The organism is Sorangium sp. So ce887 (assembly GCF_051521455.1).
Taxonomy (GTDB): Bacteria; Myxococcota_A; Polyangia; order Polyangiales; family Polyangiaceae; genus Sorangium.
In genome coordinates, this window is record NZ_CP150354.1 from 2,688,436 (window position 1) to 2,713,381 (window position 24,946).

The 24,946-nt window shown below is 71.2% G+C and carries 18 protein-coding genes; 7 read left to right on the forward strand and 11 right to left on the reverse strand.

Features of this window, described 5'->3' with window-relative positions; all coding sequences use genetic code 11:
- Window positions 1-10: 10 nt before the first annotated feature.
- A complete protein-coding gene (locus WMF36_RS10240) occupies window positions 11-553 on the reverse strand; it encodes a DinB family protein (RefSeq protein WP_437579422.1) in 543 nt (180 codons plus the stop codon).
- A 288-nt stretch (window positions 554-841) separates the two neighbouring features.
- On the opposite strand from WMF36_RS10240, the gene WMF36_RS10245 reads away from it, so the two are divergent.
- From WMF36_RS10245 to aqpZ, 4 genes are all read left to right on the forward strand, one after another.
- Window positions 842-1,642, forward strand: coding sequence for a class I SAM-dependent methyltransferase (locus tag WMF36_RS10245; protein WP_437579423.1), 801 nt, complete (start codon window positions 842-844; stop codon window positions 1,640-1,642).
- A 204-nt stretch (window positions 1,643-1,846) separates the two neighbouring features.
- A complete protein-coding gene (locus WMF36_RS10250; protein WP_437579424.1) occupies window positions 1,847-3,772 on the forward strand; it encodes a GNAT family N-acetyltransferase in 1,926 nt (641 codons plus the stop codon).
- An 87-nt stretch (window positions 3,773-3,859) separates the two neighbouring features.
- Window positions 3,860-4,252: a DUF4156 domain-containing protein gene (locus WMF36_RS10255; protein WP_437579425.1), complete on the forward strand. Its 393-nt coding sequence runs from the start codon at window positions 3,860-3,862 to the stop codon at window positions 4,250-4,252.
- A gap of 332 nt (window positions 4,253-4,584) precedes the next feature.
- Window positions 4,585-5,322, forward strand: coding sequence for an aquaporin Z (gene aqpZ, locus WMF36_RS10260; protein WP_437579426.1), 738 nt, complete (start codon window positions 4,585-4,587; stop codon window positions 5,320-5,322).
- On the opposite strand, the gene WMF36_RS10265 is transcribed toward aqpZ, so the two are convergent.
- Window positions 5,259-6,161, reverse strand: coding sequence for a sulfite exporter TauE/SafE family protein (locus tag WMF36_RS10265; RefSeq protein ID WP_437579427.1), 903 nt, complete (start codon window positions 6,159-6,161; stop codon window positions 5,259-5,261). The two genes, aqpZ and WMF36_RS10265, sit on opposite strands and share 64 nt — an antisense overlap.
- 118 nt (window positions 6,162-6,279) lie before the next feature.
- Here WMF36_RS10265 and WMF36_RS10270 point away from each other — a divergent pair, with 118 nt between their 5' ends.
- Window positions 6,280-8,328 (forward strand): hypothetical protein, encoded by a 2,049-nt coding sequence (locus WMF36_RS10270; RefSeq protein ID WP_437579428.1) that lies wholly within the window; start codon window positions 6,280-6,282, stop codon window positions 8,326-8,328.
- Between the two features lie 47 nt (window positions 8,329-8,375).
- The gene (locus WMF36_RS10275) at window positions 8,376-10,157 is read left to right on the forward strand and encodes an ABC transporter ATP-binding protein (RefSeq protein ID WP_437579429.1); all 1,782 of its coding nucleotides are present in this window, start codon (window positions 8,376-8,378) and stop codon (window positions 10,155-10,157) included.
- Here the strand turns inward: WMF36_RS10275 and WMF36_RS10280 are convergent.
- A complete protein-coding gene (locus WMF36_RS10280; protein WP_437579430.1) occupies window positions 10,141-10,569 on the reverse strand; it encodes a hypothetical protein in 429 nt (142 codons plus the stop codon). The two genes, WMF36_RS10275 and WMF36_RS10280, sit on opposite strands and share 17 nt — an antisense overlap.
- A gap of 360 nt (window positions 10,570-10,929) precedes the next feature.
- Between WMF36_RS10280 and WMF36_RS10285 the strand changes: the two genes are divergently transcribed.
- Window positions 10,930-12,942: a hypothetical protein gene (locus WMF36_RS10285; protein ID WP_437579431.1), complete on the forward strand. Its 2,013-nt coding sequence runs from the start codon at window positions 10,930-10,932 to the stop codon at window positions 12,940-12,942.
- A 73-nt stretch (window positions 12,943-13,015) separates the two neighbouring features.
- Here WMF36_RS10285 and WMF36_RS10290 read toward each other — a convergent pair whose 3' ends face one another.
- The 8 genes from WMF36_RS10290 to WMF36_RS10325 form a co-directional block, all read right to left on the reverse strand.
- Window positions 13,016-13,981: an SGNH/GDSL hydrolase family protein gene (locus WMF36_RS10290; RefSeq protein ID WP_437579432.1), complete on the reverse strand. Its 966-nt coding sequence runs from the start codon at window positions 13,979-13,981 to the stop codon at window positions 13,016-13,018.
- 301 nt (window positions 13,982-14,282) lie between these two features.
- A complete protein-coding gene (locus WMF36_RS10295; protein WP_437579433.1) occupies window positions 14,283-16,022 on the reverse strand; it encodes a glycoside hydrolase family 43 protein in 1,740 nt (579 codons plus the stop codon).
- Between the two features lie 516 nt (window positions 16,023-16,538).
- Window positions 16,539-17,648 (reverse strand): S41 family peptidase, encoded by a 1,110-nt coding sequence (locus WMF36_RS10300; protein WP_437579434.1) that lies wholly within the window; start codon window positions 17,646-17,648, stop codon window positions 16,539-16,541.
- An 11-nt stretch (window positions 17,649-17,659) separates the two neighbouring features.
- Complete coding sequence (locus tag WMF36_RS10305) at window positions 17,660-18,331, reverse strand: DUF3540 domain-containing protein (RefSeq protein ID WP_437489133.1); 672 nt, start codon at window positions 18,329-18,331, stop codon at window positions 17,660-17,662.
- A 10-nt stretch (window positions 18,332-18,341) separates the two neighbouring features.
- Window positions 18,342-20,078 carry a pentapeptide repeat-containing protein gene (locus WMF36_RS10310; RefSeq protein WP_437579435.1) on the reverse strand — a complete coding sequence of 579 codons (1,737 nt, stop codon included), beginning with the start codon at window positions 20,076-20,078 and terminating at the stop codon, window positions 18,342-18,344.
- Window positions 20,075-22,504, reverse strand: coding sequence for a DUF2169 domain-containing protein (locus tag WMF36_RS10315; RefSeq protein WP_437579436.1), 2,430 nt, complete (start codon window positions 22,502-22,504; stop codon window positions 20,075-20,077). Before WMF36_RS10315 ends, WMF36_RS10310 begins: the two co-directional genes overlap by 4 nt.
- Window positions 22,505-22,529: 25 nt before the next feature.
- On the reverse strand, window positions 22,530-23,624 hold the full coding sequence (locus tag WMF36_RS10320) for a hypothetical protein (protein ID WP_437579437.1): 1,095 nt from the start codon (window positions 23,622-23,624) through the stop codon (window positions 22,530-22,532).
- A gap of 54 nt (window positions 23,625-23,678) precedes the next feature.
- Entirely contained in the window at window positions 23,679-24,938 is a 1,260-nt protein-coding gene (locus tag WMF36_RS10325; protein WP_437579438.1) for a hypothetical protein, read from the reverse strand.
- Window positions 24,939-24,946: the final 8 nt, after the last annotated feature.

The window sequence follows — 24,946 nt, forward strand, 5'->3', positions numbered from 1 at the left end:
GGGGCTCCTGTCAGGGCGCGCGGGGCTCGTCCCGCAGCATCGCGATCAGATCGGTCACGCCGGGGTCGATTCCCATCTGCGTGAGCAGGGTGGTCACCTGGCCGCGGTGATGGGTCTGATGATTGAAGAAATGGCCCACGGCCCACCAGAGCGGATGGGCGTGGACCGCCCCGCCCCGCGTGTAGCTCAGGTCGCCCGAGAGCGCCCGCTCGTCGATCTTGTGCACCCAGGCGAGGATGTCGGCGTCCGTCCTGGCGCGCTCGCGGGAGAGAGCGCCGAAGTCCGCATAGAGCTCCTGCGACATCGCGTTGATCTCGATGGCCTTGCCGCTCGCATCGCGCGAGGTGAACCGCTCGACGTCGCCGGTGAAGCGCCCCATCCACACGCGGTCGGCGAGCAAAAGATGGTTCAACGTGCCGTGGATCGACCTGAAGAAGGCCCCGCGATCGCGCTTGCGCTCGACGTCATCGAGCTTGCCGACCAGCGCAAAGAGCCTGTCGTTCATCCACAGGTTGTAGCGGGCCAACGCGCGGTACTGGTCGATCCAGGTCATGAGCGAATCCTCGTTCAAGAGTGAGGCGCGCACCCTACCATGTCCGTCCGCGACCGCGCATCCTGCCCCGCTCCGCCGCAATCGCCCGCGGCGTCGCGGACCGCCGCGCGCGACTTCGGAAAACGGCGCCTCGGGCGCATCGCCTCCACCGCGCGAAGCGACCGAGATAGCGCTTGCTCGGTCCGCTATGGCGGACTATTGTCCTCGATAACAGACACGTGGTGCTCGGGGGAGATCTCCCTCTCGGAGCCGCATTTCCCGATCTCCACCTCCTCACAAGGAGCCACGATGGTCAGCCTTGCGCTCGATTCAGCTGTCCTGGCCGAGACGTACGATCGCGTCAGCGATCGGCAGTTCAACCACGGGAAGCTGCTCATCGAAGATCTCCAGATATCCCCGGGCGAGAGCGTCCTTGACGTCGGGTGCGGGACGGGTCGGCTCGGGGCGCATGTCGCCGAGCTGGTCGGCCCCTCCGGTGAGGTGTCCGGGGTCGATCCGCTGCCGCTCCGCGTCGCGCTGGCGAACGGGAAGCGCAGGCCGAACTTCAGCGCCAGCGTCGGCCAGGCCGAGGATCTCTCGCAGTTCGCCGCCGGGAGCTTCGATGTCGTCTTCCTGAACAGCGTGCTCCACTGGCTCCCCGAGAAGCTCGGCCCGCTGCGCGAGGCGCGCCGCGTGCTCAAGCGGGGAGGGCGCCTCGGCATCAGCTCGGCCGCCAGGGAGCGCCCGCACGACTTCGAGCGGGTGCTCGCGGACGTGCTGTCCTCTCTCGGCGTGACCGGCACCGCGGAGGCGCTCGGCAGCACGCCCCACAAGGTGACCTCCGACGATCTGAAAAGCACCCTCCTGCTTGCCGGCTTCGAGGACCCGAAGCTCCAGATCCGCTCCTTCACCGACCACTTCACGGACACGGACGACGTGATCGCGTTCTACCTGGCCAGCTCGTTTGGCAACTTCCTGTCCAGCCTTGTTCCTGCGGACGCGGCGCGGGTGAAGTCGGCGCTCGCGGCCGAGCTCGAGCGCCGTCGCGCGCCGGAGGGGATCCCGCTGCAACGTCACCTGATCTTCACCGTCGCGCGCGCGGGCGGCTGAGGCCGAGGAGCAGCGCGGGCTCACCGATCCGTACCGGCCGTCCCCGGTGCTCTATCGCGTGATCGGCGAGCCGTCCCCGAGGTAGCGCGCGCCGGTTGCGTGGCCTCTCGCCTCTGCGAGGATACGGCGCCGAGAGGGGCCGGGAGCTCGGCGGAGCGCCTTCGGGCGGCGCTGGCCGAGGAGAGCCGGCCTCCCGGAGGGCAGGTGAGCGAACGACTCGACGTTGAGGTGCTGGACCGCCGTGAGGAGCTCGAGGCGCTGCGGGAGCCGTGGAGCGCGCTGTGGGAGCGCTGTCCGGCGGCGACGGCATTCCAGCGGCCGGAGTGGCTGATCCCGTGGTGTCGCGAGCTCGGGCCCGAAGCGGTGCTGGCCCTTGTCTTCCGGTCGGAGCAGGGGCTCGTCGGCATGGCGCCCCTCGCGATCCACCGCACCGGCGAGGAGCGGGTCGTCGCGCTGCTCGGCGCCGGGATCACCGACTACAACGACGTCCTGGCCGCGCCCGGGTACGAGCGCGCCGTCGCGGAGGCGGTGTTCGCCTGCCTCGACGAGCGCGCGGACGCCTGGGACGTCGCGGATCTCCACGACCTGCGCGGATCGTCGCCCCTGTTCGCGGCCGAGGCGCCCTCCGGCTGGTCGGACGAGGTCGAGAAAGTCGAGGCGTGTCCGAGGGTGACGATCCCGGAGGGCGCCGGGCCGGACGACCTGTTCTCGCCGGGGATGCGCGCGCGCGTCAGCCGCGCTCGGAAGCGGCTCGCGCGGGCCGGGGCCTTGCGCGTCGACGTGGCCGACGCGGCGAGCGTGGACGAGCTGCTCGACGCGCTGTTCGCGAACCACCGGGCGCGCTGGATCTCGCGCGGCGAGGGCGGCGTGCTGGACGAGGCGCTCCGGCCGTTCCACCGCGCCGTCGCGCGGGGGCTGTGCGCGCGGGGCGCGCTGCGGCTGTTCGGCCTGCGGCTCGACGGGCGGATCATCGCGTCGCTTTACGGGCTGGCCGAGCGGGGCGGGCTCGCGTCGTACATCACCGGCTTCGATCCGGAGCTCGCGTGGTACAGCCCGGGGCTCGTGATGCTCGCCAGCGCGATCGAGCACGCGGCGCGCGAGGGCGCGCGGACCGTGGACTTCCTCCGCGGGCGCGAGCCGTACAAGTACGAGTGGGGCGCCGTCGATCGCTGGACGTACCGCCGGCGGCTGCGGCACCGGGGCGCGCGCGAGGCCGGGCGGCCGAGCGGCCCGGAGGCCGGGCAGGGCGAGCTCGAGGGCGCCGTGAGGGCCGTGATGTCCGGCGAGGTGTCTTCGGAGGTCGGCCTGGTGCGGCTGCTCGGCGTCGCCGGGGACCTCGCGGCCGTGGCGCGGGCGATCGAGGCCGCGCGGCCGGCGGCGGGGGAGGGGGAGCCCGCGGCGCGCCTCGAGGCGCTGCGCCGCTGCCTGGACGAGCGGCGCGCCGCGTGCGCGACCGTGGCGGAGATGCTGGGCGCGCACCGGGACGCGGGCGTCGCCGGGGCGGACGCGCCGGCGCGCGCCGCGCGGCTGTTCGACGAGCTCTGCGCGCGCTCGGAGGAGGCGAGCGTCGCGGCGTACTCGCTCGGCGATCCGGAGATCCTCGAGCGGGCGACGCGGGAGGTGGTCGAGCTCCTCGAGCGGTGGGGCGCGATCGGGGAGGGCCGCGCGATCCTGCAGATCGGCTGCGGGATCGGCCGCTTCGAGGCGGCGCTCGCGCCGCGGGTGCGCGAGGCGTGGGGGCTCGACGTCGCGCCGCGGATGATCGAGGCCGCGCGGCGGCGCTGCGCGGGGCTGCCGAACGTCGTGCTGGCGGTCTCGTCGGGCGTCGACCTCGGCGACGTGCCGTCGGCCCGCTTCGATCTCGTGTACGCGGTCGACTCGTTCCCGTACCTCGTGGCGGCGGGCGCGGCGGTCGTGGATCGGCACGTCGCGGAGGCGCGCCGGGTGCTGCGGCCGGGCGGGGAGCTCGTCGTCCTGAGCTACTCGTACCGGGGCGATCCCGCGCGCGACGCGGCCGACGTCGCGCGGCTCGCGGCCCGCCACGGGTTCGACGTCCTCGTGAGCGGCGAGCGCGCGTTCTCGCTGTGGGACGGGCGGGCGTACCGGCTGCGGAGGCTCGAGCACCGCTGACGACCTCTCGACGCGCGACCCTCCCGGCGGCGCGCCGAGGAAGAAGCGCTGCCGCGCGCCCGTAGCCATCGGCAGAAGGTGCTTGAGATGAAGACCCCGACCTGCCGCGCGTTCGCTCTCGTTCTCCTGTCGTCCCTGTCCCTGCCTGCCTGCGCCGCCGTGGAGCTCAACCCGGGCGCGGAGAGGATCATCGTCACAAAGCAGCCGGCCCCGCAGGGGTGCCGGTTCCTCGGGACGGTGGTCGGAGAGCAGGGCGGCTCGTTCTCCGGAAAATTCACCAGCAACTCGAACTTGCAGAAGGGGGCGGTGAACGACATGAAGAATCAGGCCCACGAGCTGGGCGGCAACTACGTGGTCCTGGAGAACACGAACGCCGGCAACACGATCTCCGGCGATCGGGACAGCCTCTCCGGCCAGCAGACCGACGTCACCCACATGGGCAATGCGTACAGCTGCCCGCCTCAGCTCGTCGGCCTGTAGGATCGTCCGAGCCCACGAGGCCGCTGCGGTGATGGCCCGCAGATCGAGGCTCCCGCCGGAGGCACCGGCGGGAGCCTCGTTCATGTGGCGCCCCGCGCGCGCTTCCTCTGGAGGGGCGCGCTCGATCGGCAGGCCTGGTACCGCCCGATCCGACAGCAACGCGGCGCGCCGGGGCTCATCCAACGTCGACGAAGCGCAGGTGGAGCATCGTCTCGGCGGCAACGCCGGTCGATGCGCGGTCCGCCTGAACCGTCGAGGTGGCTCGTCGGCCGGGCGCGGACGCTGCCGCGCTTCGATCCGCGCGGAGGCAGCCGGCCACAGGAGAGATGAAGATGGAGGTGTCGTTGTCCAGGCGTACGACCGCGGAATTTCTCGGGACGTTCTGGCTCGTGCTCGGCGGTTGCGGCAGCGCCGTGCTGTCGTCCGCGGTTCCCGGGCTGGGGATCGGCTTCCTGGGCGTGGCGCTCGCGTTCGGGCTCGCCATGTTGACGATGGCGTACGCGGTGGGTCACATCTCGGGCGCTCACTTCAACCCCGCCATCACCCTCGGTCTGATGGTCGGCGGGCGCTTCCCCGCGAGGGATCTCCTGCCGTACATCCTCGCCCAGGTCGCCGGCGCCATCGTCGCCGCCGGGACCCTCTACGCCATCGCCAGCGGCGCCGCCGGGTTCTCCGTGAGCGCCGGCTTCGCCGCCAACGGCTACGGCGCGCACTCGCCCGGCGGATACTCGCTCATGGCGAGCCTCCTGGCCGAGATCGTGCTCACGTTCGGCTTCGTGATGGTGGTCCTCGGCGCGACCGATCTCCGCGCCCCGATCGGGTTCTGGCCGATCGCCATCGGCCTCGCGCTCACGCTCGTTCACCTGATCGGGATCCCGGTCACGAACGTCTCGGTGAACCCGGCGCGCTCGACCGGTCCTGCCCTGTTCGTCGGCGGGTGGGCGCTGTCGCAGCTCTGGCTGTTCTGGCTGGCCCCGCTCGCCGGCGGCGCGCTCGCGGGGGCGCTCTATCCGTTGCTCGTGGGCGCGAGGCCGGCCCGCGCCGCCGTCGCGCCACGCTCGACGGTCTGAGCAGCGGATGTCGGGGAGGCCGGGCGGGAGAGCTCGGCCGACGGGCCGAACCGGTCCCAGCCGAGCTTGGCCGTGAGCACGAGCCCGAGCACGACCACGAACCACCGCACCTTCCTCGGCTCGATGCGCCGCGCGACCGAGGCGCCGGCCAGCGAGCCGACCACCGCCGCCGCCATCATGATCGGCGTGGCGACCCGGTCGACCGCGCCCGCGAACAGGAACGCGATCGCGGCCACCCCGTTGATCAGGGTCGCGAGCACGGTCTTGATCGCGTTCATCCGGTGGATGTCCACGTTGCCTGCGAACGACGAGAGCAGCGCCAGCATCATGATGCCGATGCCCGCGCCGAAGTAGCCGCCGTAGACGCTCACGAGGAACTGGAGCAGGAACACGAGCCACGGCCGCGAGGGCAGGGCGAAGTCTTCCGCCGCGCCCGCGCCCGCGCCCGTGCCGTCCTTCGCCGAGGGCCTCGCCGGGCGCAGGTTCTGCCAGAGCAGGAGCAGCGTCGCGACGAGCACGAGCCCGGGCACCGCGGCGTCGAACACGCGCTGCGGCGTCACGAGCAGGAGCGCCGAGCCCACGATGCCGCCGAGCAGCGACGGCAGGAAGAGGACGCCGAGGACCCGGTAATCCCGGGTGAGCTCGCGGCGGTACGCCCACGCCGACGCGAGCGACGCGGGCGTGAGCGCCACGGCGTTCGTCGCGTTCGCGGAGAGCGGCGAGAGCCCCGCCGCGATCGCCGCGGGGAACGACACAAGCGTGCCGCCCCCGGCCACCGCGTTGATGACGCCGGCCACGGCGGCGCCGCCGGCGAGGAGCGCGGCTCTCGTCAGATCCACGTCGCGACATGGCCCGAGCCCGGCCGCGCTGTCAACCTCGGCCCCGAGCTCCTAGGATGGCGCTGCCGCCGATCACGGCGGTCGTTTGTCCTTGGAAATCCGAGGAAATCCGAGCGCCATGACGCGATCCCTTTCGTTCCTCCACGTTGCTTTGCTCTCCGCGCTGTCGCATGTCGCCCTGCCTCCGAGCGCCGCCGCCGGCGAGGCGCCGCCGGAGCGCGCGCTCGTCTGGGTGGCCGACGACGGCACGCGCGTCCGCCGGGAGGACGTCGGCCTGCCGCTCTCGCGCGGCGACGGAAACGCGCTCTTCCGGCCCGGCGAGCCGATCCGGCTCGGCGCGCTCCGCGCCGAGGTCATCGCCTTCCAGGTGATCGTCGAGGCGGGCGCCGAGCCCGTGCGCGGCGTCACGGTCGAGCTCTCCGGGCTCGCCCCCGCGGCCGGCGCGGGCGCGCCCTCCAAGGCACCGCCGGTGCCCGCGCAGGCGATCTCGATCGATCGCTTCGTCGAGCACTACGTCGAGATCAAGCAGCGCTCGCGCACCGACAAGCGACCCATGGAGTCGCTCGGGTGGAGCCCGGCGGCGCGGCCGCCGGACGACAGGCACCTCGGGTTCCTGCCCGACGCCCTCATCCCGGTCGAGCTCGCGCCGCCCTGGGCGCCGTATCCGCTCGAGGTGGGCGCTCGCGAGACCCGGGCCGTCTGGATCGACCTCCACGTCCCCGAGGGCGCCGTCCCCGGCCTTCACGAGGGCAAGGTGGTGGTGAGCTCGGCCTCGCACGGCGAGCTCGCGTCGCTCGATCTGAGGCTCGATGTCGCGTCGGCGACGCTGCCGTACGGCCCGGTCGACTTCATCGCGTTTTACGAGGCGGGCCGCGTCGCCGAGCGGGTCGGCGACGGGCCTGCCGTCGAGCAGCAGCTCTGGCAGCTGCTCCACGAGCACCACGTCGACGGCTTCGCGTCGGTCCGGAGCCCCGCCGAGGTGGAGCGCCTGCGCGCGGCCATCGACGGCTCGCTCTACACGAGGGAGCGCGGCTACCGGGGGCCGGGCCAGGGCGTCCCGCCCGCCGCGGTGGCGCTCGGCGCCTACGGCGGCTTCGGTGACCCGACCGAAGAGGCGCTCCGCCGCGTCGAGGCCGTCGCGGAGCTCCTCCCGCCGGCGGTGGACGACGTGATGCTGTACGCGGTCGACGAGCAGTGCGAGAGCCCCCGCGGGCCCGGGTGGCGCCGGCTCGTCCGCGGCTCGCGCCTGTCGTCGCGCATCCTCGTGGGGCACTCGTGCGGCAACGTTCACCCGGTGGAGCAGGACGTCGACCTCGTGCTCACGCCCGCCAACCGCTTCGACTCCGCGTGGGCGCGGGCCGCGCACGAGGCCGGCAAGCGGCTCTGGGTCTACAACGGCGCGCTGCCGCGGGCCGGCTCCTTCATGATCGACGCGCCGCTCACCGGGCTCATGGCCGACGGCTGGATCGCGGCGACGCACCCGATCGGCCGCTGGTTCCTGTGGGAGACGGCGTTCTGGCACGACGGCAATCGCGGCGGGAAGGGCCCTGTCGACCCGTTCACGGTCGCCGAGAACTTCCACAACCGGGACGGCGACGCCTGCCTCGGCGACGGCATGCTGCTCTATCCGGGCACGCAGCGGGGGAGGTTCGCCTCCCGCTCTGTCGGCTTCGCCGGCGTATTCCCCTCGATGCGCCTGAAGACCCTTCGCCGCGGGATCCAGGACGCCGGCTACATCGCGCTGGCCAGGTCGGCGTCGCCGGGCGCGGTGGACGCGATCGTGAAGGAGGTGATCCCGGCCGCGCTCGACGAGACGCTCGACACCTCGCCCACCGCGTGGAGCAGCGAGGGCGCCCCGTTCTTCGAGGCCCGGGCCGCGCTGCGCGCCCTGATCCCGGCGGACGCCTCGCTCGACGCCGCCGGCGTCCGCCGCGCGCTCGCCGAGGCGGCCGCGGCGCGGCGCGCGCTCGTCCCGCGCGCGGGGTCACAGGGCGCTGGCGACGAGCCGCCGGCGGGGGGCCCGGGGCAGACCGCCCCGGGGCCGCTGCGCCGCTTTCGCGCGACGGGCCTGCTCCTCGCCGCCCTCGCCCTCGGCGCCGCGGCGCTCGCGCTGGCCATCGCGCTCTACCGCCGGGGGAGGCCGGGGCGCGGGGCCAGGCGGCGTTGACCCGCGGGACGGCCGTCTCCGCGCCGCCTGCTACGCTCGCGCCCCCCATGCAGATCCCACGCAGCGGCCCCCGCCCCGGCCGAGCGCACCTCCGACGTCTCCTCCGCCTTGCCCGCCCCGAGCTCGGCAGGCTCGCGCTCGGCACCCTGTTCCTTGGCGTCGGCAGCGGCATCAGCCTCCTGCTCCCCCAGGCGATCCGGAAGATCATCGACGACGCGCTCGGCCCCGGCACCGGCGTCGAGGTGATCGACGACGCGGCGCTCTGGCTCGCGCTCCTCATCGTCGTCCAGGCCGCCGCCGTCGCGCTGCGGTACGTCCTCTTCTCGACCGCCGGCGAGCGCGTCGTGGCGCGGCTGCGGGCGCAGCTCTTCGAGCACCTCCTCCGGCAGGAGGTGGCGTTCTTCGACGACCACAGGACAGGCGAGCTGACGAACCGCCTCGCGTCGGACACCACGGTCCTCCAGAGCGCCGTCAGCGTGAACGTGTCGATGGCCCTGCGCTTCGCCGCCTCCGTGATCGGCGGCGTCGCGTTCCTCTTCTACACATCCCCCCGGCTCACCCTCCTGATGCTCGCCGTGGTCCCCCTCGTGGCGCTGGGCTCGGTGGCCTACGGCCGCCGCGTCCGCCGGCTCTCCCGCAGCGTCCAGGACGCGCTCGCCCGCGCCAGCGAGGTCGCCGAGGAGGCGCTCTCGGGCATCCGCACCGTCCGGGCCTTCGCCGCCGAGAAGCACGAGGCGGAGCGCTACTCCGGCCGGGTCGCCGAGTCGTTCGACCTCGCCCGGAGGCGCATCCGCGCTTCGGGGAGCTTCATGGGCGTGGTCACGTTCGCCGGCTACAGCGCCATCGCCCTCGTGCTCTGGTACGGCGGCCACCTCGTCGTCGCCGGGCGCATGACGCTCGGCGGGCTCACCTCGTTCCTCGTCTACACGATCGTCGTCGCCTTCGCGCTCGGCGGCCTCAGCGACCTCTGGGCCGACTTCATGAAGGCCACCGGCGCCGCCGAGCGCATCTTCGACCTCCTCGACCGCGAGCCGGCGATGGCGGACGCCGGCGGCGCCCAGCCCGGCGCCGTGGAGGGGCGCCTCGAGCTCCAGCGCGTGCGGTTCAGCTACCCGACGCGCAAGGATGTACCGGTGCTCAAGGGCATCGACATCTCCGTTCGCCCCGGAGAGGCCATTGCCCTGGTCGGGCCGTCCGGGGCGGGCAAATCCACGATCGCCTCGCTGCTCCTGCGGCTCTACGACCCTGACGAGGGCCGCATTCTCCTCGACGGGCGCGACCTCCGCGAGCTCTCGCCGACCTGGCTCCGCCGGCAGATCGGCATTGTCGCGCAGGAGCCTCTGCTCTTCGCAGCGAGCGTGGCCGACAACATCCGTTATGGACGGGAGGGCGCCTCGGACGCGGAGGTCGAGGCGGCGGCGCGCGCGGCGAATGCGCACGATTTCATTCTGCGGTTCCCGGCGGGGTATCGCACGCTCGTCGGCGAGCGCGGGGTGCAGCTGTCCGGCGGGCAGAAGCAGCGCGTGGCGATCGCGCGCGCGATGCTCAAGGACCCTCGGCTGCTCGTGCTCGACGAGGCGACGAGCGCGCTCGACGCCGAGAGCGAGCACCTCGTGAAGGGGGCGCTCGACGCGCTGATGAAGGGGCGAACGACGTTGATCATCGCTCACCGGCTCTCGACGGTGATGGGCGCCGACCGCGTGCTCGTGATGGATGGGGGGACGATCGTGCAGAGCGGGGCGCACGCGGCGCTCATCGCCCAGGACGGTCTCTATCGCCGGCTGGTCGAGCGGCAGTTCGTGAGCGCCCAGCTCACGACGACTGCATGATGAGCTGCTGCGTCGCCCTGCGCTCGCCCACGATGGAGACGGCCGTCTCCGAGGCGAGCCCCGCCGCGCTCTGCGACGTGCGGCGGAGCGTGCCGAGCAGCGCGTGCCAGCCATGCTGGCTGTTCGTGAGGGCGCGCGCGCTGATGCCGTCCATGCGGACGAGCGTCTTGCGCGCGATCCGGAACACGCCGCTGTTGATGCCCTCCACCAGGTCGAGCGTGGCGCCGAGCCGCTCCTGGGTCTCGACGCGCACGTCATCGAGGAGGCCGAACCCCGCGCGCACGACCTCTTCGGCGACGCCGAGGCTGCCGTCAACCCACGTGTAGATCAGGCCCTCTCGCGGGTTGCTGAGCTGCGCGCGATCAGAACCGTGGCTGCCGGCGGCGATCTTGCCGGAGATGCTCTCGTCCATATCGAGCCCCCTTCCTTGACGGTAGTTGGCAGGCTGCTCGCCTGCGTGCGAACTCACTATCAACAACCGATGTCTCGGATGGGTTATCACAGGGCAACAAAGGTGTGAACTCTTTCTTTTGTCATCGCCTCCCTTTCGGCGGCGCCGCGCGGAGATGAGCCCTGGGCGGGCCCTCCCAGACGTCCTGATGAGTCCCGCGATACTTCAATGAAAACGTGCGATAAGCGGCCATCGCGTCGGTGGCGTAAGCTAGCGGCCACGGGAAGATCCTTAGTCCTTGGCAGGCGCGTCCCGGCTAGCTAGGGTCTCGCGGTGCCCACGAGGCCCACGAATACCGGGCGATTCATGAGGGGAACCACCTTGTCAACGCTTCTTGCCGCCTCCTGCGTCTCGGGCGCGCCGCACGGCGAGGCGCCCTCGGCGCCGCCGGCTCCTGAGCTCCTGGCCTTCGAGCTGCACGAAGGCCGGATTCGCAACCACTTCTTCCGTCGTGGCCATATCGCCGCTCATGTCCTGGCGACCTCGGGCGTGTCGCCGCGGCTCATCGTCGCCTTTCCGGCGGGGAACATGGGAATCGCTGTGTGGTTCGACGCGCTGCCGGCGCCTGTCGAGCTCTCGGTGGAGGGGGCTCTCTCGGGCGTGGAGCGGCCCGGCGGGATGCGCGGCGTCTCGGCGCTCCTCGCGAGCACGGCCCCGGCGCTGCGCGTCCATCGGCTGGTCCTCGGGAGCATCCGCACCGTGCGCGAGGTGGGCCGCGACGCCGAGCTTCCGGCCTGGCTGCGCAGCGACGTCCAGGCCGGCGCCTCGGCGGGCGGCGCCTCGATCGCCGTGCGGCGCACCACGCGGGACGGCGAGCACCACCTCGAGCTCCTCATCGAGCCGGAGGGCGGCACGACGGCCACGCTGGAGCCGGACGGGCGGATCGCCCTCGCGGCGGGGCCGGGTGGCGTCCGGGTCCGGGTGACGGCGCTCTCGGACGAGCCGCCGCTCACGCCTGTGCCCCTCGACGAGCTCGTCACGGAGCGCGCCGCCGACGACCCGCGCCACCGGCAGGCGCTCGCCTTCCTCGCGTACCGGGAGAAGCTGCTGGCCGGGTCCTGGCGCTTCCTTACGTACTTTGGCCGGGACACCTTGCTCGCGGTGAGGATGCTCCTGCCGGTCCTCGAGCCGGCCGTGGTCGAGGCGGGCATCGGCTCGGTCCTGGATCGGCTGAGCGCGGCCGGGGAGGTCGCGCACGAGGAGGCGATCGGCGAGTACGCGGCGCTCCTGCACCTCGCGGCGGGCCGCGCCGGGGCGCTGCGCGAGCCCGTCTACGACTACAAGATGATCGACGACGACTTCCTCCTCGCGCCGCTGGCCGCCGAGTACCTCCTCGGCAGCGCGCCGGGCCGGGAGCGCGCGGCGGCGTTCCTGTCGCGCCGGACGCCGGGCGGCGACACGTATGCGCAGGCGCTCGCGCGGAACGTGTCGCTCGTGCTCCGCCTCGCCGCCCCGTTCGCCGAGACGGGGGATCCGAGGGCGTTGATCGCGCTCAAGGAGGGAGCGTCGGTCGGCGAGTGGCGCGACAGCGCGGAGGGCCTCGCGTTCGGCCGCATCCCGTACAACGTGAACGCCGCGCTCGTGCCGGCCGCGCTCCGCGCCTCGGCGCGGCTCCTCGCGAGCCCGCTGCTCGGCGCGGACGGGGAGGGCGCCGGCCGGGCGGAGCGGCTCGCGCGCGCGTGGAAGGACGCGGGCGTGTTCTTCCGGGTGGAGCTGCCGGAGCGCGAGGCGAGGCGGCGCGTCTCGGCCTATGCGGCGTCGCTGGGCCTGGACGCCGCGCCGGCGCTCGCGTCGCTCTCGGGGACGCTCTCGTTTCCGGCCGTCGCGCTCGACGGGGAGGGCCGGCCCCTTCCCATCATGCACTCCGACGACAGCTTCGTCCTCCTGTTCACGGAGCCGCCGCCCGGCGCCCTCGAGGAGATCGCGGGCCGCCTGCTCCGCCCTTTCCCGGCCGGCCTGCGGACGCCGGTGGGCATCCTTGTCGCGAACCCCGCGTTCGCGCCGGATCCGGCGCTCTGGGGGCTGTTCACGTCCAGCCACTACCACGGCACGGTCACCTGGTCGTGGCAGCAGGCGATGCTCGCCGCGGGCCTCGATCGGCAGCTCGGTCGCGGCGACCTGCCGGCCCGCGTGCGCGACGCGCTGGGGCGCGCGCGACGTGCGCTCTGGGAGGTGATCCAGGCCTCGAGCGAGGCGAGGACGCGGGAGCTCTGGAGCTGGGCTGTCGAGGAAGGGCGTTACCGGCTGGTGCCGTTCGGCGCCGAGAGGACGCACCAGGACGAGTCGAACGCGGTGCAGCTCTGGAGCACGGTGTACCTCGCCGTGCGCCCGTGAGCGGCGCACGGCGGGATGGCGTTCCGTCCGCTCGGGCAGGCCTTCCTGAGGAAGGCGAGCCCACGACGTCGCCTCACGGCAGCAGGTCGCCGATCGCCGCGTACCAGACGTCCGCCATGCGCGCGTAGCCGGGCCCGTTCGGGTGGATCCTGTCCGGGAGCTCCGACGCCGGAAACCCGGTGTGCATATCCACAAGCAGCACGTGCTGTCCCGCGGACGCCCTGGCTTCCACGATCCCCACCAGCGCCTGATTGTAGGTGACCACCGCGGGATCGGCGAAGGTGACCGGAATGAGCTGCGCCGCGACCACGAGCGCGTTGGGCGCCGCGGCGAAGATCTTGTCCAGGAGCGCTCCCAGGCGCTGCGGCGCCGAGGAAACGTTATCGTTCTGGGTCAGATCGTTGGTCCCCGCCATGAGCAGCACGATGTGCGGGCTATCCGCGAGCGCGGGTGTCGGCACGAGCCCCGCGATCTGGTTGATCCTCCAGCCGCTGTGTCCCTCGTGAGCCCGCGGAAACGCGGCGCCGTCGACCATCGTCGGCCCGTTGATCAGAGAGCCGACGAACGTGATGTTCTGTCCCGCGGCGCGCGCCTTGCGGAACAGCTCGATCCGATAGCCGCCACCGCCCTGCACCCCGCCGACCCCGTCCGTGATGGAGTCGCCGAGCGGCAGGATCTTGCAAGGCTGCCCGCTCGTCGGGCATGGCGTGAACCCGCCCGCGCCTCCCGTTCCTCCCGCGCCGCCACCGCCCTGGGCACCGGTGCTGGCGTCGCCACCGCCGTCGCCGCCGCCCGAGCCCGTCGCCCCGCCCGTGGTGACCCCGCCTCCACCGCTCCCGCTGGTCACGCCGCCGCTCGTCGCACCCCCGCTGGTCACGCCGCCGCTCGTCGCGCCCCCGCTGGTCACGCCGCCGCTCGTCACGCCCCCGCTGGTCACGCCCGAGGCAGCGCCCCCGCCGGACCCGGAGCCGGTCGACGTCTCTCCTCCCGGCTCATCGGCGCACCCGCTGAACAGCGCCGCCAGCGCGACGGCCGCCACCCGCGCGGCCCACGTCGAACGGCGCGACCTGCGGCGCTCCGCATCGCTCCGTTCGTGCGAGCCACATCGAGAACGATGTGTTTGAGCCAAGTTCATCGCGATCGAGAGGGTCATCTGGAGTCTCCGAGAAGGCGCGCAGCGCCGTGACGTGATGAAGCGGATATCTTTTCGATCCTCCGTATCCGGGAGAACGCCGATGTCCACGAGATGCCAGGCCGGACGAGCGTGCTCCGCTCGATGGACACAGCCCTTGCTTCGTCTCGCCGTCTCCTGGTCAGGGCGAAGTCGCCTGGCTCGCCTGTTACGGCCTGGTTACCTCGAAGGAGGCGACGTTCACCGAGCCGCCTAGAGACTGCGTGGCGTAGTTGAAGATACCGAAACGGTACCCAAGGAAATACTGCCAGTTCTTGTTCATGTTGAGCGTGTTGCCCAGGCTGGTGAATCGGCTGCCGTCCGTGCTGTAGGAGAAGCGCGCTTGCGCGCCGCCGGCATCCGTGCGGACGTTGGCCTCCACGCGCAGCCAGACCTTGTCGCCGGACACGTCGGCACCAGCCACCTCGGTGCCCGTGCTCGTCGTGGTCCAGGAGGTGTTCATGTTGACACCATTGGTCATCACGACGCGCGTTGCCCCGTTGGCTTTCTTGATCCCGATCCACGCCGACATGTCACGCAGGGCAGCGAGGCCGGCTACATCGCCGTTTTGCATCTTGCCATGGTCGAGCTCGATCGTCGCGCTCGAGACGGGTCCCTCGATACGGCGCGTCAGCGTGTTTCGAGCAGCATAGAGATCGTCGGTCACCGTCGCCGTTTGCAGGGTCAGCCCAGCCCCGGAGGACCACTTTGTGTTGTCGGGGTTGTGGTTCCACTCCCACTCGTGGCCCAGGGTCTCCTCGGCGAAGGTCTCCTTGTTTGCAGGTGGCTTCACTCGATTCGAGCCGCAAGGCAGGTCCGGGAAGGGGTACGTTCCACCCCATTTGCCGTCCACCAGGGTGACCGAGGGCCAGCCGTCGGCCCAGGTCATCGGGGCCATGACCGGCAGGCGGCCACCTGGGAACGAGTCATTGAATGCCATGTAGTACCAGTCACCGTTTTGCGTCTGGACGATGCCGCCTTGATGCGGGCTTCCACCGGAGCCCGCAGCGCCGGCGTAGGGCAGCTTGACCGCGAAGGGCCGCAGCTCGTAGGGACCAAAGGGTCCGTTCGTCGATCGCAGCACATACTCACCATTCGCGTATTGCGTGACGAAAATGTAGTAGTCTCCGTCGATCTTGTAGAAGCGAGAGCCCTCCAGCGGTCCGGAGATGTTATCCGGTGTCTGGAATACGGCCTGATTCTTGACCTGGCTGAAGCCGTCTGCGCTCAGCTGGGCCACGCTGATCGTGCCGTTTCCGTAAGCTACGTACATGGTGTCGTCGTCGTCGACCAACAGCCCCATGTCGTAATAGCAGCCACCTTTGTGCTTTTCCCACGGACCTTCGGGGGACTTGGCGGTAAAGACCCAGCCGCCGCCCACGTTGTGCATGCAGCCCATCCAGTAGAAGGTCTCGTTGCTCTTCCGATACTGGAGCGTGGACGCCCAGATGCCGTTTACATAGGATCTATCCCGGTTCAGGTCGTACGACGCGTCGAAGTCCAGCCGGGGAACGGAGTGCGAGAGGTACTCCCAATGGACAAGATCGTAGGAGCGGAGCAGGGGCGCTCCAGGCGAATGGTGGAACGTGGACGCCGTATAGTAGTAGGTGTCGTCGACGCGAATGACCTCTACATCGGGGAGGTCTTCCCAGATGAGAGGATTGGAGTAGGTCTCGGGGCAGACAGCAGGGGCGCTACCCCCCGAGCCACCGTCACCGCCGTCGCCCGCGCCGCCGCTGCCGGTCGTGCCGCCGCTGCCGGTCGTGCCGCCGCTGGTCGCCCCCCCGCTGGTCGCCCCCCCGCTGGTCGTTCCGTCGCCGCCCGTGCTCCCCGCTCCTGCCCCGGACGAGGTGCTCCCCGTTCCCGGGGAGGGCTCTGTACCCGACGAGCCGCACCCGATCAGGCTCAATCCAGCGAGAACAACGATCTGTGCTGCATATGAACGCAAGGCAGCCTCCGCGAGGTTAATTGTGGTCGGGCGAGGTGAGAGTGACCGCGATACGCGTGCGGGTCCCAGGTGAGACCTCGCGCCCGGCGCGGTACCGCGCGAGCGCGGCCCCGGCGACCTCGCCGCTGCTCGCATCTTCAACGATCGAGCGAGCGGAGGTGGGATCGGTCCCGATCCCGATCCCGAGGACGAAGGGCCCGGCGCACACGACGGCCTATCCCGGGCAAAGCGAAAGAAACCCCGGAGAGGCGATTGTGAACGTTCACATGAACTGCGTCAACCAAAATGGACCGGCCGCGAGCTCGCGGCCACCGGGGCACCTGCCCCTCGCCGTCGCCATCGGCCTGTTCGCCCTCATGTCCGGGGCCGGACAGGGCACAGCGGAAAGAACAAGAGAGGTTCCGTGCCCTCTGTGCTCATGGATCCTCTCTCTTCCCCATCACGCAACCAGGCACGAAGCTCCGGCGACGACTCCCCTCAGCCTCGCGCGCGAGATCGCTCCGCCGAGGCGCGCCGCAGCTCCGCGCTATCCCTGGTGAAGAACTGCACAAGCGACGGCCGCGCCCCCTCTGGCGCAACCGCCTCGTCCTCCCCGAGGTCGACGTCCGGCCGCACGCCCGTCCCGTGGATCGCCTCTCCGCCCGGCAGGACCATCATCGCCGCCGGCGCGAGCACCGGCGCGCGCTTCTCCGGATCCTCCACCACCTTCAGCGCCGTCCCCTTGCCGTACGTCCGCTCCCCCGCGACGACCGCCCGCCCGTGCCACTGCAGGCAGCCGGCGAAGAGCTCCGCCGCCGACGCCGTCCCGCGGTCCACAAGGATCCACAGCGGCGCGCGGCACGGGTTCCGGTGGCTCGACCGGTACACGATCTCGTCGCCGTCCGCGTCGATCGCCCGCGCGAGGACGCTCCCCGGCTCCAGGAAGTCGCCTGCGAGCTCGAGGAACGCCGTGAGCTCCCCTCCGGGGTTGTCGCGCAGATCGAGCACGAGCGTCTCCAGACCTTCCGCCTCGAGCGCGCTCACCGCCGTGTGGACCCGGGCGGGCACGTCCAGCGAGAAGCGGCGAATCCGCAGATAGCCGAGCCCCGGCCCGATCCAGGCGCTCTCGACGGGCGACGCGCTCCCGCAGGGATGGATCGAAGCGACAAGCGCATCGAGGTCCGCCAGCACCGGGGCGCCGGCGGGACGGGCGCCGCCCGCGCTCTCCGCGTTGTAGGCGTAGAACACGTTGGTCCGGCTCGGCAACACCTGCAGGCCGAGGAAGCAGTTGAAGTTGTTACCGACCCTCAGGGACAGGAGCATCGTCCCCGGAAGGAAGTTGATGAGGATCCGGAAATAGCCGAGTATGTGCCGCGCTGGCCCCATGAACGTCGGGTGCAGCGTGCCCGCCTGATCGCCCGTCGTGAGAGGGCTTGTCGACGCCTGGTTCACGGCGGGCGCCATCGATAACCACACGCTGAACGAGAACGGGAACAACATCCCGTTCGGGTTGATGTTGGGGAAGGGGAACGGGCCGAGCACCGGCGACAGGCACACGTCCGGAAAACCGGCGCTCAAGCCGACGGCTTTGTTGTTCGCAGTGAGCATCGCGCGGCCTCCTAACCCAGCAGGATCTGCTTGCCGTTCACCGTGACCGTCTCCTCGGTCAGGATCGTGGCGTTCTTCGCCTTCGTGAACGAGGTCTTCTCCACCACCGTGTGCGACTCGCTGGCCTGGACGCTCAGGAGCGCGCTCACCCGCTGGTACACCGACGTGAACTTCTGGACCATGGCGTCGGCCACCATCCGGATCTTGCCGGCCTGCACATCGAGCTCCGGCCCCCGGATCTCGACGCCCTTGTCGCCGCACAGCGAGAGCGCGCCCTCCCGCGCGTGCACCGCCACGTCGCCCTGGAGCGACAGGACCGACCGCCCCCGCCCGTGGAGCACGCCGATGGCGTAGTAGCCCTCGTCCCTGCCGATGACGAGCAGCGTGTCGTCCAGGGCAGGCTCGTACGGCAGCGCGAGCGCCATCTGGACCGCGACCGGCTGGCCGCCCGGCAGCTCCACCGCGATCGCGCCCGCCTCCGCCGAGGTGACCCGCGCCGGCCCCAGGTACTCCCGCGGCAGCGCCGCGGCCCGGCCCGGGCCCGCCTCGTCCGCCGCCGGAACGCCGGCCCGCGCCAGGCCGATCCTGGGCACCTCCGCGCCGCGCGCGTGCTCCTCGCCCCTCGGCCCATCCACCCGCACGGCCGCCGCGCGATCGCTCTCCTTCATGGCTCCCATCGACATGGCTCCTCCTCTACGAGCGCCGCTCGGGCGGCATCCAGGCCTCGGCCTCAAGCCGGTCCACGTCCGTGCGCCTCGCCGTGGCGAGGTTCGCGTCGAGATAGCGTGTCTTCTCGTCGCGGACATGGTGCAGGTTCGCCCAGGTCAGGTCCGCGCCGGTGAAGTCGGCGCCGGAGATGTCCGCGTGCGAGAGGTCGGCGTAATGCGCCTTGACCCCCACGAACAGCGCCCCGGCCGCGCGGGCCTCGGTGAACACCGTCTCGCGGACATCGGACCCCGCGAGGTTCGCCCCCGTGAGATCGGCCTTCACGAAGATCGCGTTGCGGAGCATCGCCTGCGTCATCACGGCGCCGGCGAGGACGCTCTCGCCGAAGAAGGCGGCCTTGGCCATCGCGCCCGACAGGGTGGCGTGCCGCAGGTTCGCCTCCTTGAAGTTCGCGTTGGCCAGGATGGCGCCCTCGAGGCGGGTGCGCTCCAGGTTGCACTGCGTGAAATCGCAGTTCGACAGGTTGCACCCCGAGAGGTCCATCCCCGAGAGGTTGCCGAGCGCGAAGAAGCACCGCGAGATGGTCAGTCCCGAGAGCGACGTGCGGGTCAGGTCCACCCCGGAGAAGTCCACGCAATCGAAGATCGCCTTCTCGAAGACGATGCCCTCCACGCGCGCGGACCGCAGCGACGTCTGCGAGACGAGCGCGCGGGTCAGGTCCGCGCCCGTGAGGTTCGCCCCCTCCAGGACGCAGCGCACGAGCCGCGACCCGGACAGGTTCGCGCCGGAGAGGTCGGCCTCGGTGAAGACCACCATCTCGAGGTCCTTGCCCGACAGGTCCGCGCCCGGCAGCTGCGCCCTGTACAGCATGCACGACCTCAGCGTCGCGCCCCGGAAGTCCGCGCCGGTGAGATCGCAGTTCGCGAGCGTCGTCTGGTCGAGCGTCGCCCCCCGGAAGCTCGCGCCCCGGAGGTTCGTGCCCTGGAGCGACGACAGCGTGAGGTTCGCGTTCTCGAAGCTCACCCCGGCGAAGTCCATGTCCTCCAGCGCCGCGCCCGCGAGGTCCGCACCGGAGAGGTCCAGCTGGCCGAGGCGCGCGCCGTCGAACACCGTCTTCGTGAGCTTCTTCGGGAGCACGGCCTCGCGGAGATCGGCCTTCAGGAACACCACCGTGTCGAGCTCGGCGCCCGAGAAATCGGCCCGCGCCAGGTTGGCCTCGGCGAACGACGAGCCCTCGATGCGCGCCTGCGACAGCGAGGCGCCCGAGAGGTCCGCCCTCGTGAACGAGCTGTGCGAGACGGTCGCGCCGTCGAGCGCCGCGCCCGACAGGTCGGCGAGGTCGAGCCGCGCGTTCGACAGCGTCGCCCTCGATAGCTCCGCCCCAGCGAGCCTCGACTCGGCCAGGTTCGCCCCCTGGATCCGCGCGCCGCTCAGGTTCGCCCCGCCGAGCTGGCCCCGCACCAGGCTGACCCCGGTGAGGTTCGCGCCGGACAGGTTCGCGCCCGAGAGATCGCTCTGGGCGATGGCTGCCCCCTCCAGATCGGCGCCCGACAGGTCCGCGCCGCCGAGCGCGCACCAGGCGATCTTGGCGCCGCGGAGGTCGGCCCCCGAGAGGTCCGCGCCCCCGAGCTGCAGCCAGCCGAGCTTCGCGCCGCGCAGCCGGGCCTTGCGGAGGTCGGCGCCCCGCAGATCCATCTGGCCGAGCGTCCTGCCGTCGAGCGGCTCGCCCGCCTGGACCAGCGCCTTCAGCTCGTCCGGCGTCATCGATCCCGCTCCAGGGTCGACTTCTTCAGGTTCGCCCCCCTGAAATCGCAGCCGGAGCCCGCAGTCTGGTAGAATTTTGCATCGTAGAGGTTCGCATCGACGAACTTCGCCTCCGGGACCCTCGCCTTGAGCAGGTCGGCGTCGAAGAGGTTTGCCCGCGTGAAATCGGCGCGCGTGAGGTTGGCCCGGTCGAACCGGGAGCCTCGCACGTTGGCGCCGAAGAAGTTCGCCCCTTCGGCGGTGGCCTCCGAGAAGTGGGCGCTCGTCAGCACGGCGAGGCTGAGATCCGCGCCGGTGAGGGTCGCGCCCAACCACACGCTCCCTTCGCCCCGCGCGCCCGTGAAGACCGCCCGGGTCAGGTCCGAGCCGGAGAAGCTCGTGCCGGTGAGGGTGGCGCCCGCGAACGTGGCGGAGGCCGCCTTGACCTTCGACACGAACGATCGCGTGAGCGAGGCCTGGGACAGGTCCGCGCGCTCGAGCACGGTGTCCTCCAGGAACGCCACGGCCCACGTCGCCCCTTTCGCGGTGGCCCCGGTCATGTCCGCCCGCGAGAGCACGAGCTGCGTCCCCCGCGTGCCCGACAGATCGGCCTCCATGAGCCGCGCGCTGTCGAACGAGGTGCCCTCCAGCGTGGCGCCGCGGAAGACGGCGCGCTCGGCCCAGGCGCTCTGCAGGGTCGCGCCGCTCAGGTCCGCTTCGGTGAAGTCCGCCTCCCTCACGTCGGCTTCGAACAGCACGGCGTGCTTCAGCGTCGCGCGCACGAGCTTGGCGCCCCGGAGGTTGGCCCCCGTGAGGATGGCGCCGGAGAGGTTCGCGCCGGTCAGGTCGCGGCCGCTCAGGTCCTTGTCGCTCAGGTCCTGGTCCGAGAGGTCGCTCCCCGGCTCGATCTCTCCCGGCGTGCGCGGCGGGGCCGTCGAGAGGCCCATCGACGCGAGCTTCGGGTCGCCGACGAGCTTGTCCCACGCCGCGAGCGCCGGGACCGGCGCTCCGCGCGCGGCCGCCAGCGACTTCGCCTCTTCCACGGCCCGCGCGACCCTCCGGAAGGCCGTCCGGAGCGCCGCGTCCGTCACCATCGGCGCCGCTTCGGCGATCGGCGGCGGAAGCGCCTGGGAAGCCTTCGGCAGGTGGCGCAGCGCCTCCGCGATGACGCTGCCGAGGACCTTCCCCCCCGGCACCGCGACGCCCGCGAGCGCGGCCATCGTCCGGCGAATCTTGTCCTGCTGCGGCTTGGCCACGTCGCCGAGCCGCGCCTTGAGCAGCGCCGACAGCGGGTCGAGCCCCGACGCGTCCGGCGGCGTCGCCGCCTCGTCGCCCTTCCGTTGCAGCGCTTGCAGCGCCTTCCACTCCTCCTTGAGCTCCGGCGAGATCTGCGCCTCGATCTCGAGCGGATCGGCCTCGAACCGCGCGAGGATCTCCCGGTAGTGCGCCTCGGGCAGCGGCGGCGCGTCGAGCGGCTCGGAGGCGACGAGCGTCGTGACGGGCGACAGGTCGTCGTCGGCCACCTCCGTGAGGCCTCGCCAGGTGAGGAACAGGGCCTCTTTGTCCAGGTCGGCGAGGAGCGTGTCGAGGTGCATCGGCACCTCGCGGAACCCGCGCTCCGCGTCGTTCGCGAAGGCGCGGATCCGGAGCCCCGGCAGCCGCGACCGGAACACCTCCGCGTCCGGGTGGAGGTTCTGGAACAGGAGCTCCTCGTCGCCGCGCAGGTAGGGGAGCTGCTGGTCTGGCCGGGCTGCGTTGAAGTAGGTCCAGTCGAGGTCGTCGGCGTAGTACGGCGCGCGCTTCTCGCGGTACGCCTTGCCGTAGTTCTTCCCGACCTTCGCGCGCCGGTCGGGGCGGTTCGGGGACAGGGGCCCGAAGCCCGCGGGCGCCGGCCGATCCGAGCGCGACAGCAGGAGATCGTCCGCGCCCTCGACGTTGGGGAGCTCGCGCGTCCCGTGGCCCTTGCCCACCGGGTTCAGCGGGTGTTCGGGCCCCCCGAAGCTGTGCCGATCGCCGAGCGGCATCCGGTCGAACGGCACCGGATCGCTCATGGCCGGCCCGAGCAGGCCATCCATCCACACGCGCTCGCCGACCACGCGCAGGATCTTCGACCAGGACCCGACGCCGAACCGCACAGGACACTCGGTCACGCGCGCCTTGCCCGGCGTGTGGCACGTGCCGAGCAAGAGCACGTCGGCGTGAGGCTTGTAGTCCGCGAGATCGCTCGGATAGAGGCACTCGCCCGTCTGGTCGTGATCGTCGTCGTGGAACACGTTGCCCCGCAGCGTCTCCTGCGCGAGCACCGGGTGGCCCTCGGGCAGGGAGAGCGGCGCTCCGGGCCTGAGCGTGAATTTCGCCCGGACGATCAGGGTCATCTCCGGCTGGGGCGGTCTCCGCGAGGTGACCTTGCTGCCGAAGAGGAAGGGGGTGAGGTTCTTGTTCGCCATTCGTGGGCTCGCCGCTCCTCGGGCGTCACACGATGAGGTGGACCGCCGAGATATTCGTGCGGACGGGCGCGGCCTTGCTCCGGTCCAGGGAGACCTTCTCCCGCGCCGGCCCCATCGAGAGCCTGGGGCCGACGCTGGCCTCGAGGGTCGCGGTCACGCTGATGGACGCCTCCAGCCCGAGCGTCGCGTCGACCGTGGCCCCGATCGACAGCGTGGCCTCCCCGCCGAGCGTCGCCTCGATCATCGCCCCGAGGACGACCTCGTTCACCACGCCGAGGTTGATCGTGGTCTCGATCCCGTCGACGACGGTCTTGCTGTTGCCCTGCGTGTAGGAGTCGGCGTCGCCGTACTTCTCGTCCTCGGTGTCGGCGCGCGTCTCGGAGATGATCTTGTCCGCCGTGGTCTTGTTCCTGATGGTCCCGGCCTTGGTCGTATCCGAGAGGGTCTGTTCGACCGTGGTGGTGGACGTGATCGACCCGGCCTTCATGGTCTCTTTCGACGGTCCCTTGACGGTCGTCTCATCGGTCATCGTCTTGACGTGGGTCTTCGACTCCATCGTCTCGGCCCAGGTCTCTTCCTTGATCGAGGGCACGGGCAGCTTCGCGGAGCCGGTATAGGACGAGATGCTCTTCGCCCACGTCCTGGCGATCATCGTGGGGTTCTCCGTCATCACCGACGGGTAATCCTCGATCGGGGTCGGCGTGTCCTCGTGGCCGGTGCGGCTCACCAGCTTGGGGCCGTAATGGTACTCGAAGGAGTCGCCGTGGTAGGTCGAGTGCACCTCGCCCTTCACGGTCGTCTCGCGGATCTTCCTCTGGCCGCGGGCGCCCTTCACGAACTCGATATCGCTCCGCCCCTGGAAGGTGATGCCGCCCTCCTTGATCCGCCCCTCCTCCACCTCCGTGGTGGCCTTGAAGGCCCGGCGGCCGAGCACCTTCATCGTGTAGGTGCCCCCGATGACCTCGATCTTGTCGCCCCGGGTGGTCGTGATCCGGTTGCCGTCGGTCTCGTCCCGCCAGGTGTTGTCGTCGTCCGGGGTCGCGCCGACGCGGAGGTACGACGACATGCCGTCGCCGAAATCGGGGACATGGAGGATACCGTACTTGCCATCGCCGGCCATGGGAGCTCCGTCATCCGGTGGGAGCGTGGAGCGTCGTGCTCGCCGCTCGCGCCCTCAGAAAAAGAGATTGAACGGCGAGAGGACCTTGTTCATGAGCGAGACCTCCGTCTTGCTGAGGTGGAGCTCCACCCCGGCGGTCCCCAGCTCGAGCTTGGGACCGACCGAGAAGTCGACGCTCGCGGTCATGCTGAGCTCCACCTTGGCGCCGATGGTCACGTCGAGGGAGCCCCCGGCCGTGAACGTCACCTCCCCGCCGAGCGTCGTCTCGATCATCGCCCCGAGGACGACCTCGTTCACCATGCCGAGGTTGATCGTGGTCTCGATCCCGTCGACGACGGTCTTGCTGTTGCCCTGCGTGTACGAGTCGGCGTCGCCGTACATGTCGTCCTCGGTGTCGGCGCGGGTCTCGGAGATGATCTTGTCCGCCGTGGTCTTGTTCCTGATCGTCTTCGCCTTGGTCGTGTCCTCCATGGTCCCGTCGACCGTGGTGGAGGACGTGATCGACTCGGCCTTCATGGTGGAGACCGACGCTTCCTTGACGGTCGTCTCGTCGGTCATCGACGTGGCGTTCGTCGTCGAGACCATCACCTCCGCCCAGGTCTCGTTCGTGATCGTGGGCACCGGCAGCTTCGCCGAGCCGGTGTAGGACGAGATGCTCTTCGCCCACGTCTTGTCGATGATCTCGGGGTTCTCGGTGGGGATCGCCTGGGGCGAGGGCGGGTTCGTGTCGTCGAGGTAGTCGTCGGTGACCTGCAGCGTGGGGAACGTGTCCGTGCCGGTCTGGCTCTGCTTGATCTTGCCGTAATACGTGTCGTAGACATCGCCGTGGTAGGTGGTGTGCACCTCGCCCTTGATGGTCGTCTCGACCACCTTCCACGTCCCGCCGTAGTTCTGCACCCACTCGATGGTGGTGCCGCCGCCGAAGGTCTCGCTCACCTCGGTGAGGTGCCCTCCCGAGATGTCCCAGCCGGCCTGGGTCTTCCCGCCGCCGTGGCCGAGGATGAGCAGGCGGTAATTCCCCCCGATCACCTCGACCTTGTCGCCCGCGGTCGTCGAGATCCGGTTGCCGTCCGAGTGGTCGCGCCAGCCGCCCTTCGTGTGCAGCTTCGCCGTCTCGGCCTGGCGCTCGCCTTCGGGCACGAAGTCGGGCGAGCCGTCGCGCTTTCGCGTGTCGTCGGTGAAGGTCTGAATCCGCTCTGCGAGGTCGTCGCCCGCGCTCTCGCCGAGCGGCGCGGCCGCCCCGAGGCGCAGGTACGACGGCTGTCCGCCATTCAGATCCGGTACTTCGAGGAGAGCGAACTTGCCTCCGGGCACTGGAGCCT

Bases quoted from the DNA above. Each gene is read 5' to 3' on its own strand.
- WMF36_RS10240 (WP_437579422.1), bottom strand. From the start codon at position 553: ATGACCTGGATCGACCAGTACCGCGCGTTGGCCCGCTACAACCTGTGG.
- WMF36_RS10245 (WP_437579423.1), top strand. From the start codon at position 842: ATGGTCAGCCTTGCGCTCGATTCAGCTGTCCTGGCCGAGACGTACGAT.
- WMF36_RS10255 (WP_437579425.1), top strand. From the start codon at position 3,860: ATGAAGACCCCGACCTGCCGCGCGTTCGCTCTCGTTCTCCTGTCGTCC.
- aqpZ (WP_437579426.1), top strand. From the start codon at position 4,585: ATGGAGGTGTCGTTGTCCAGGCGTACGACCGCGGAATTTCTCGGGACG.
- WMF36_RS10270 (WP_437579428.1), top strand. From the start codon at position 6,280: ATGACGCGATCCCTTTCGTTCCTCCACGTTGCTTTGCTCTCCGCGCTG.
- WMF36_RS10275 (WP_437579429.1), top strand. From the start codon at position 8,376: ATGCAGATCCCACGCAGCGGCCCCCGCCCCGGCCGAGCGCACCTCCGA.
- WMF36_RS10280 (WP_437579430.1), bottom strand. From the start codon at position 10,569: ATGGACGAGAGCATCTCCGGCAAGATCGCCGCCGGCAGCCACGGTTCT.
- WMF36_RS10300 (WP_437579434.1), bottom strand. From the start codon at position 17,648: ATGCTCACTGCGAACAACAAAGCCGTCGGCTTGAGCGCCGGTTTTCCG.
- WMF36_RS10305 (WP_437489133.1), bottom strand. From the start codon at position 18,331: ATGTCGATGGGAGCCATGAAGGAGAGCGATCGCGCGGCGGCCGTGCGG.
- WMF36_RS10310 (WP_437579435.1), bottom strand. From the start codon at position 20,078: ATGACGCCGGACGAGCTGAAGGCGCTGGTCCAGGCGGGCGAGCCGCTC.
- WMF36_RS10315 (WP_437579436.1), bottom strand. From the start codon at position 22,504: ATGGCGAACAAGAACCTCACCCCCTTCCTCTTCGGCAGCAAGGTCACC.
- WMF36_RS10320 (WP_437579437.1), bottom strand. From the start codon at position 23,624: ATGGCCGGCGATGGCAAGTACGGTATCCTCCATGTCCCCGATTTCGGC.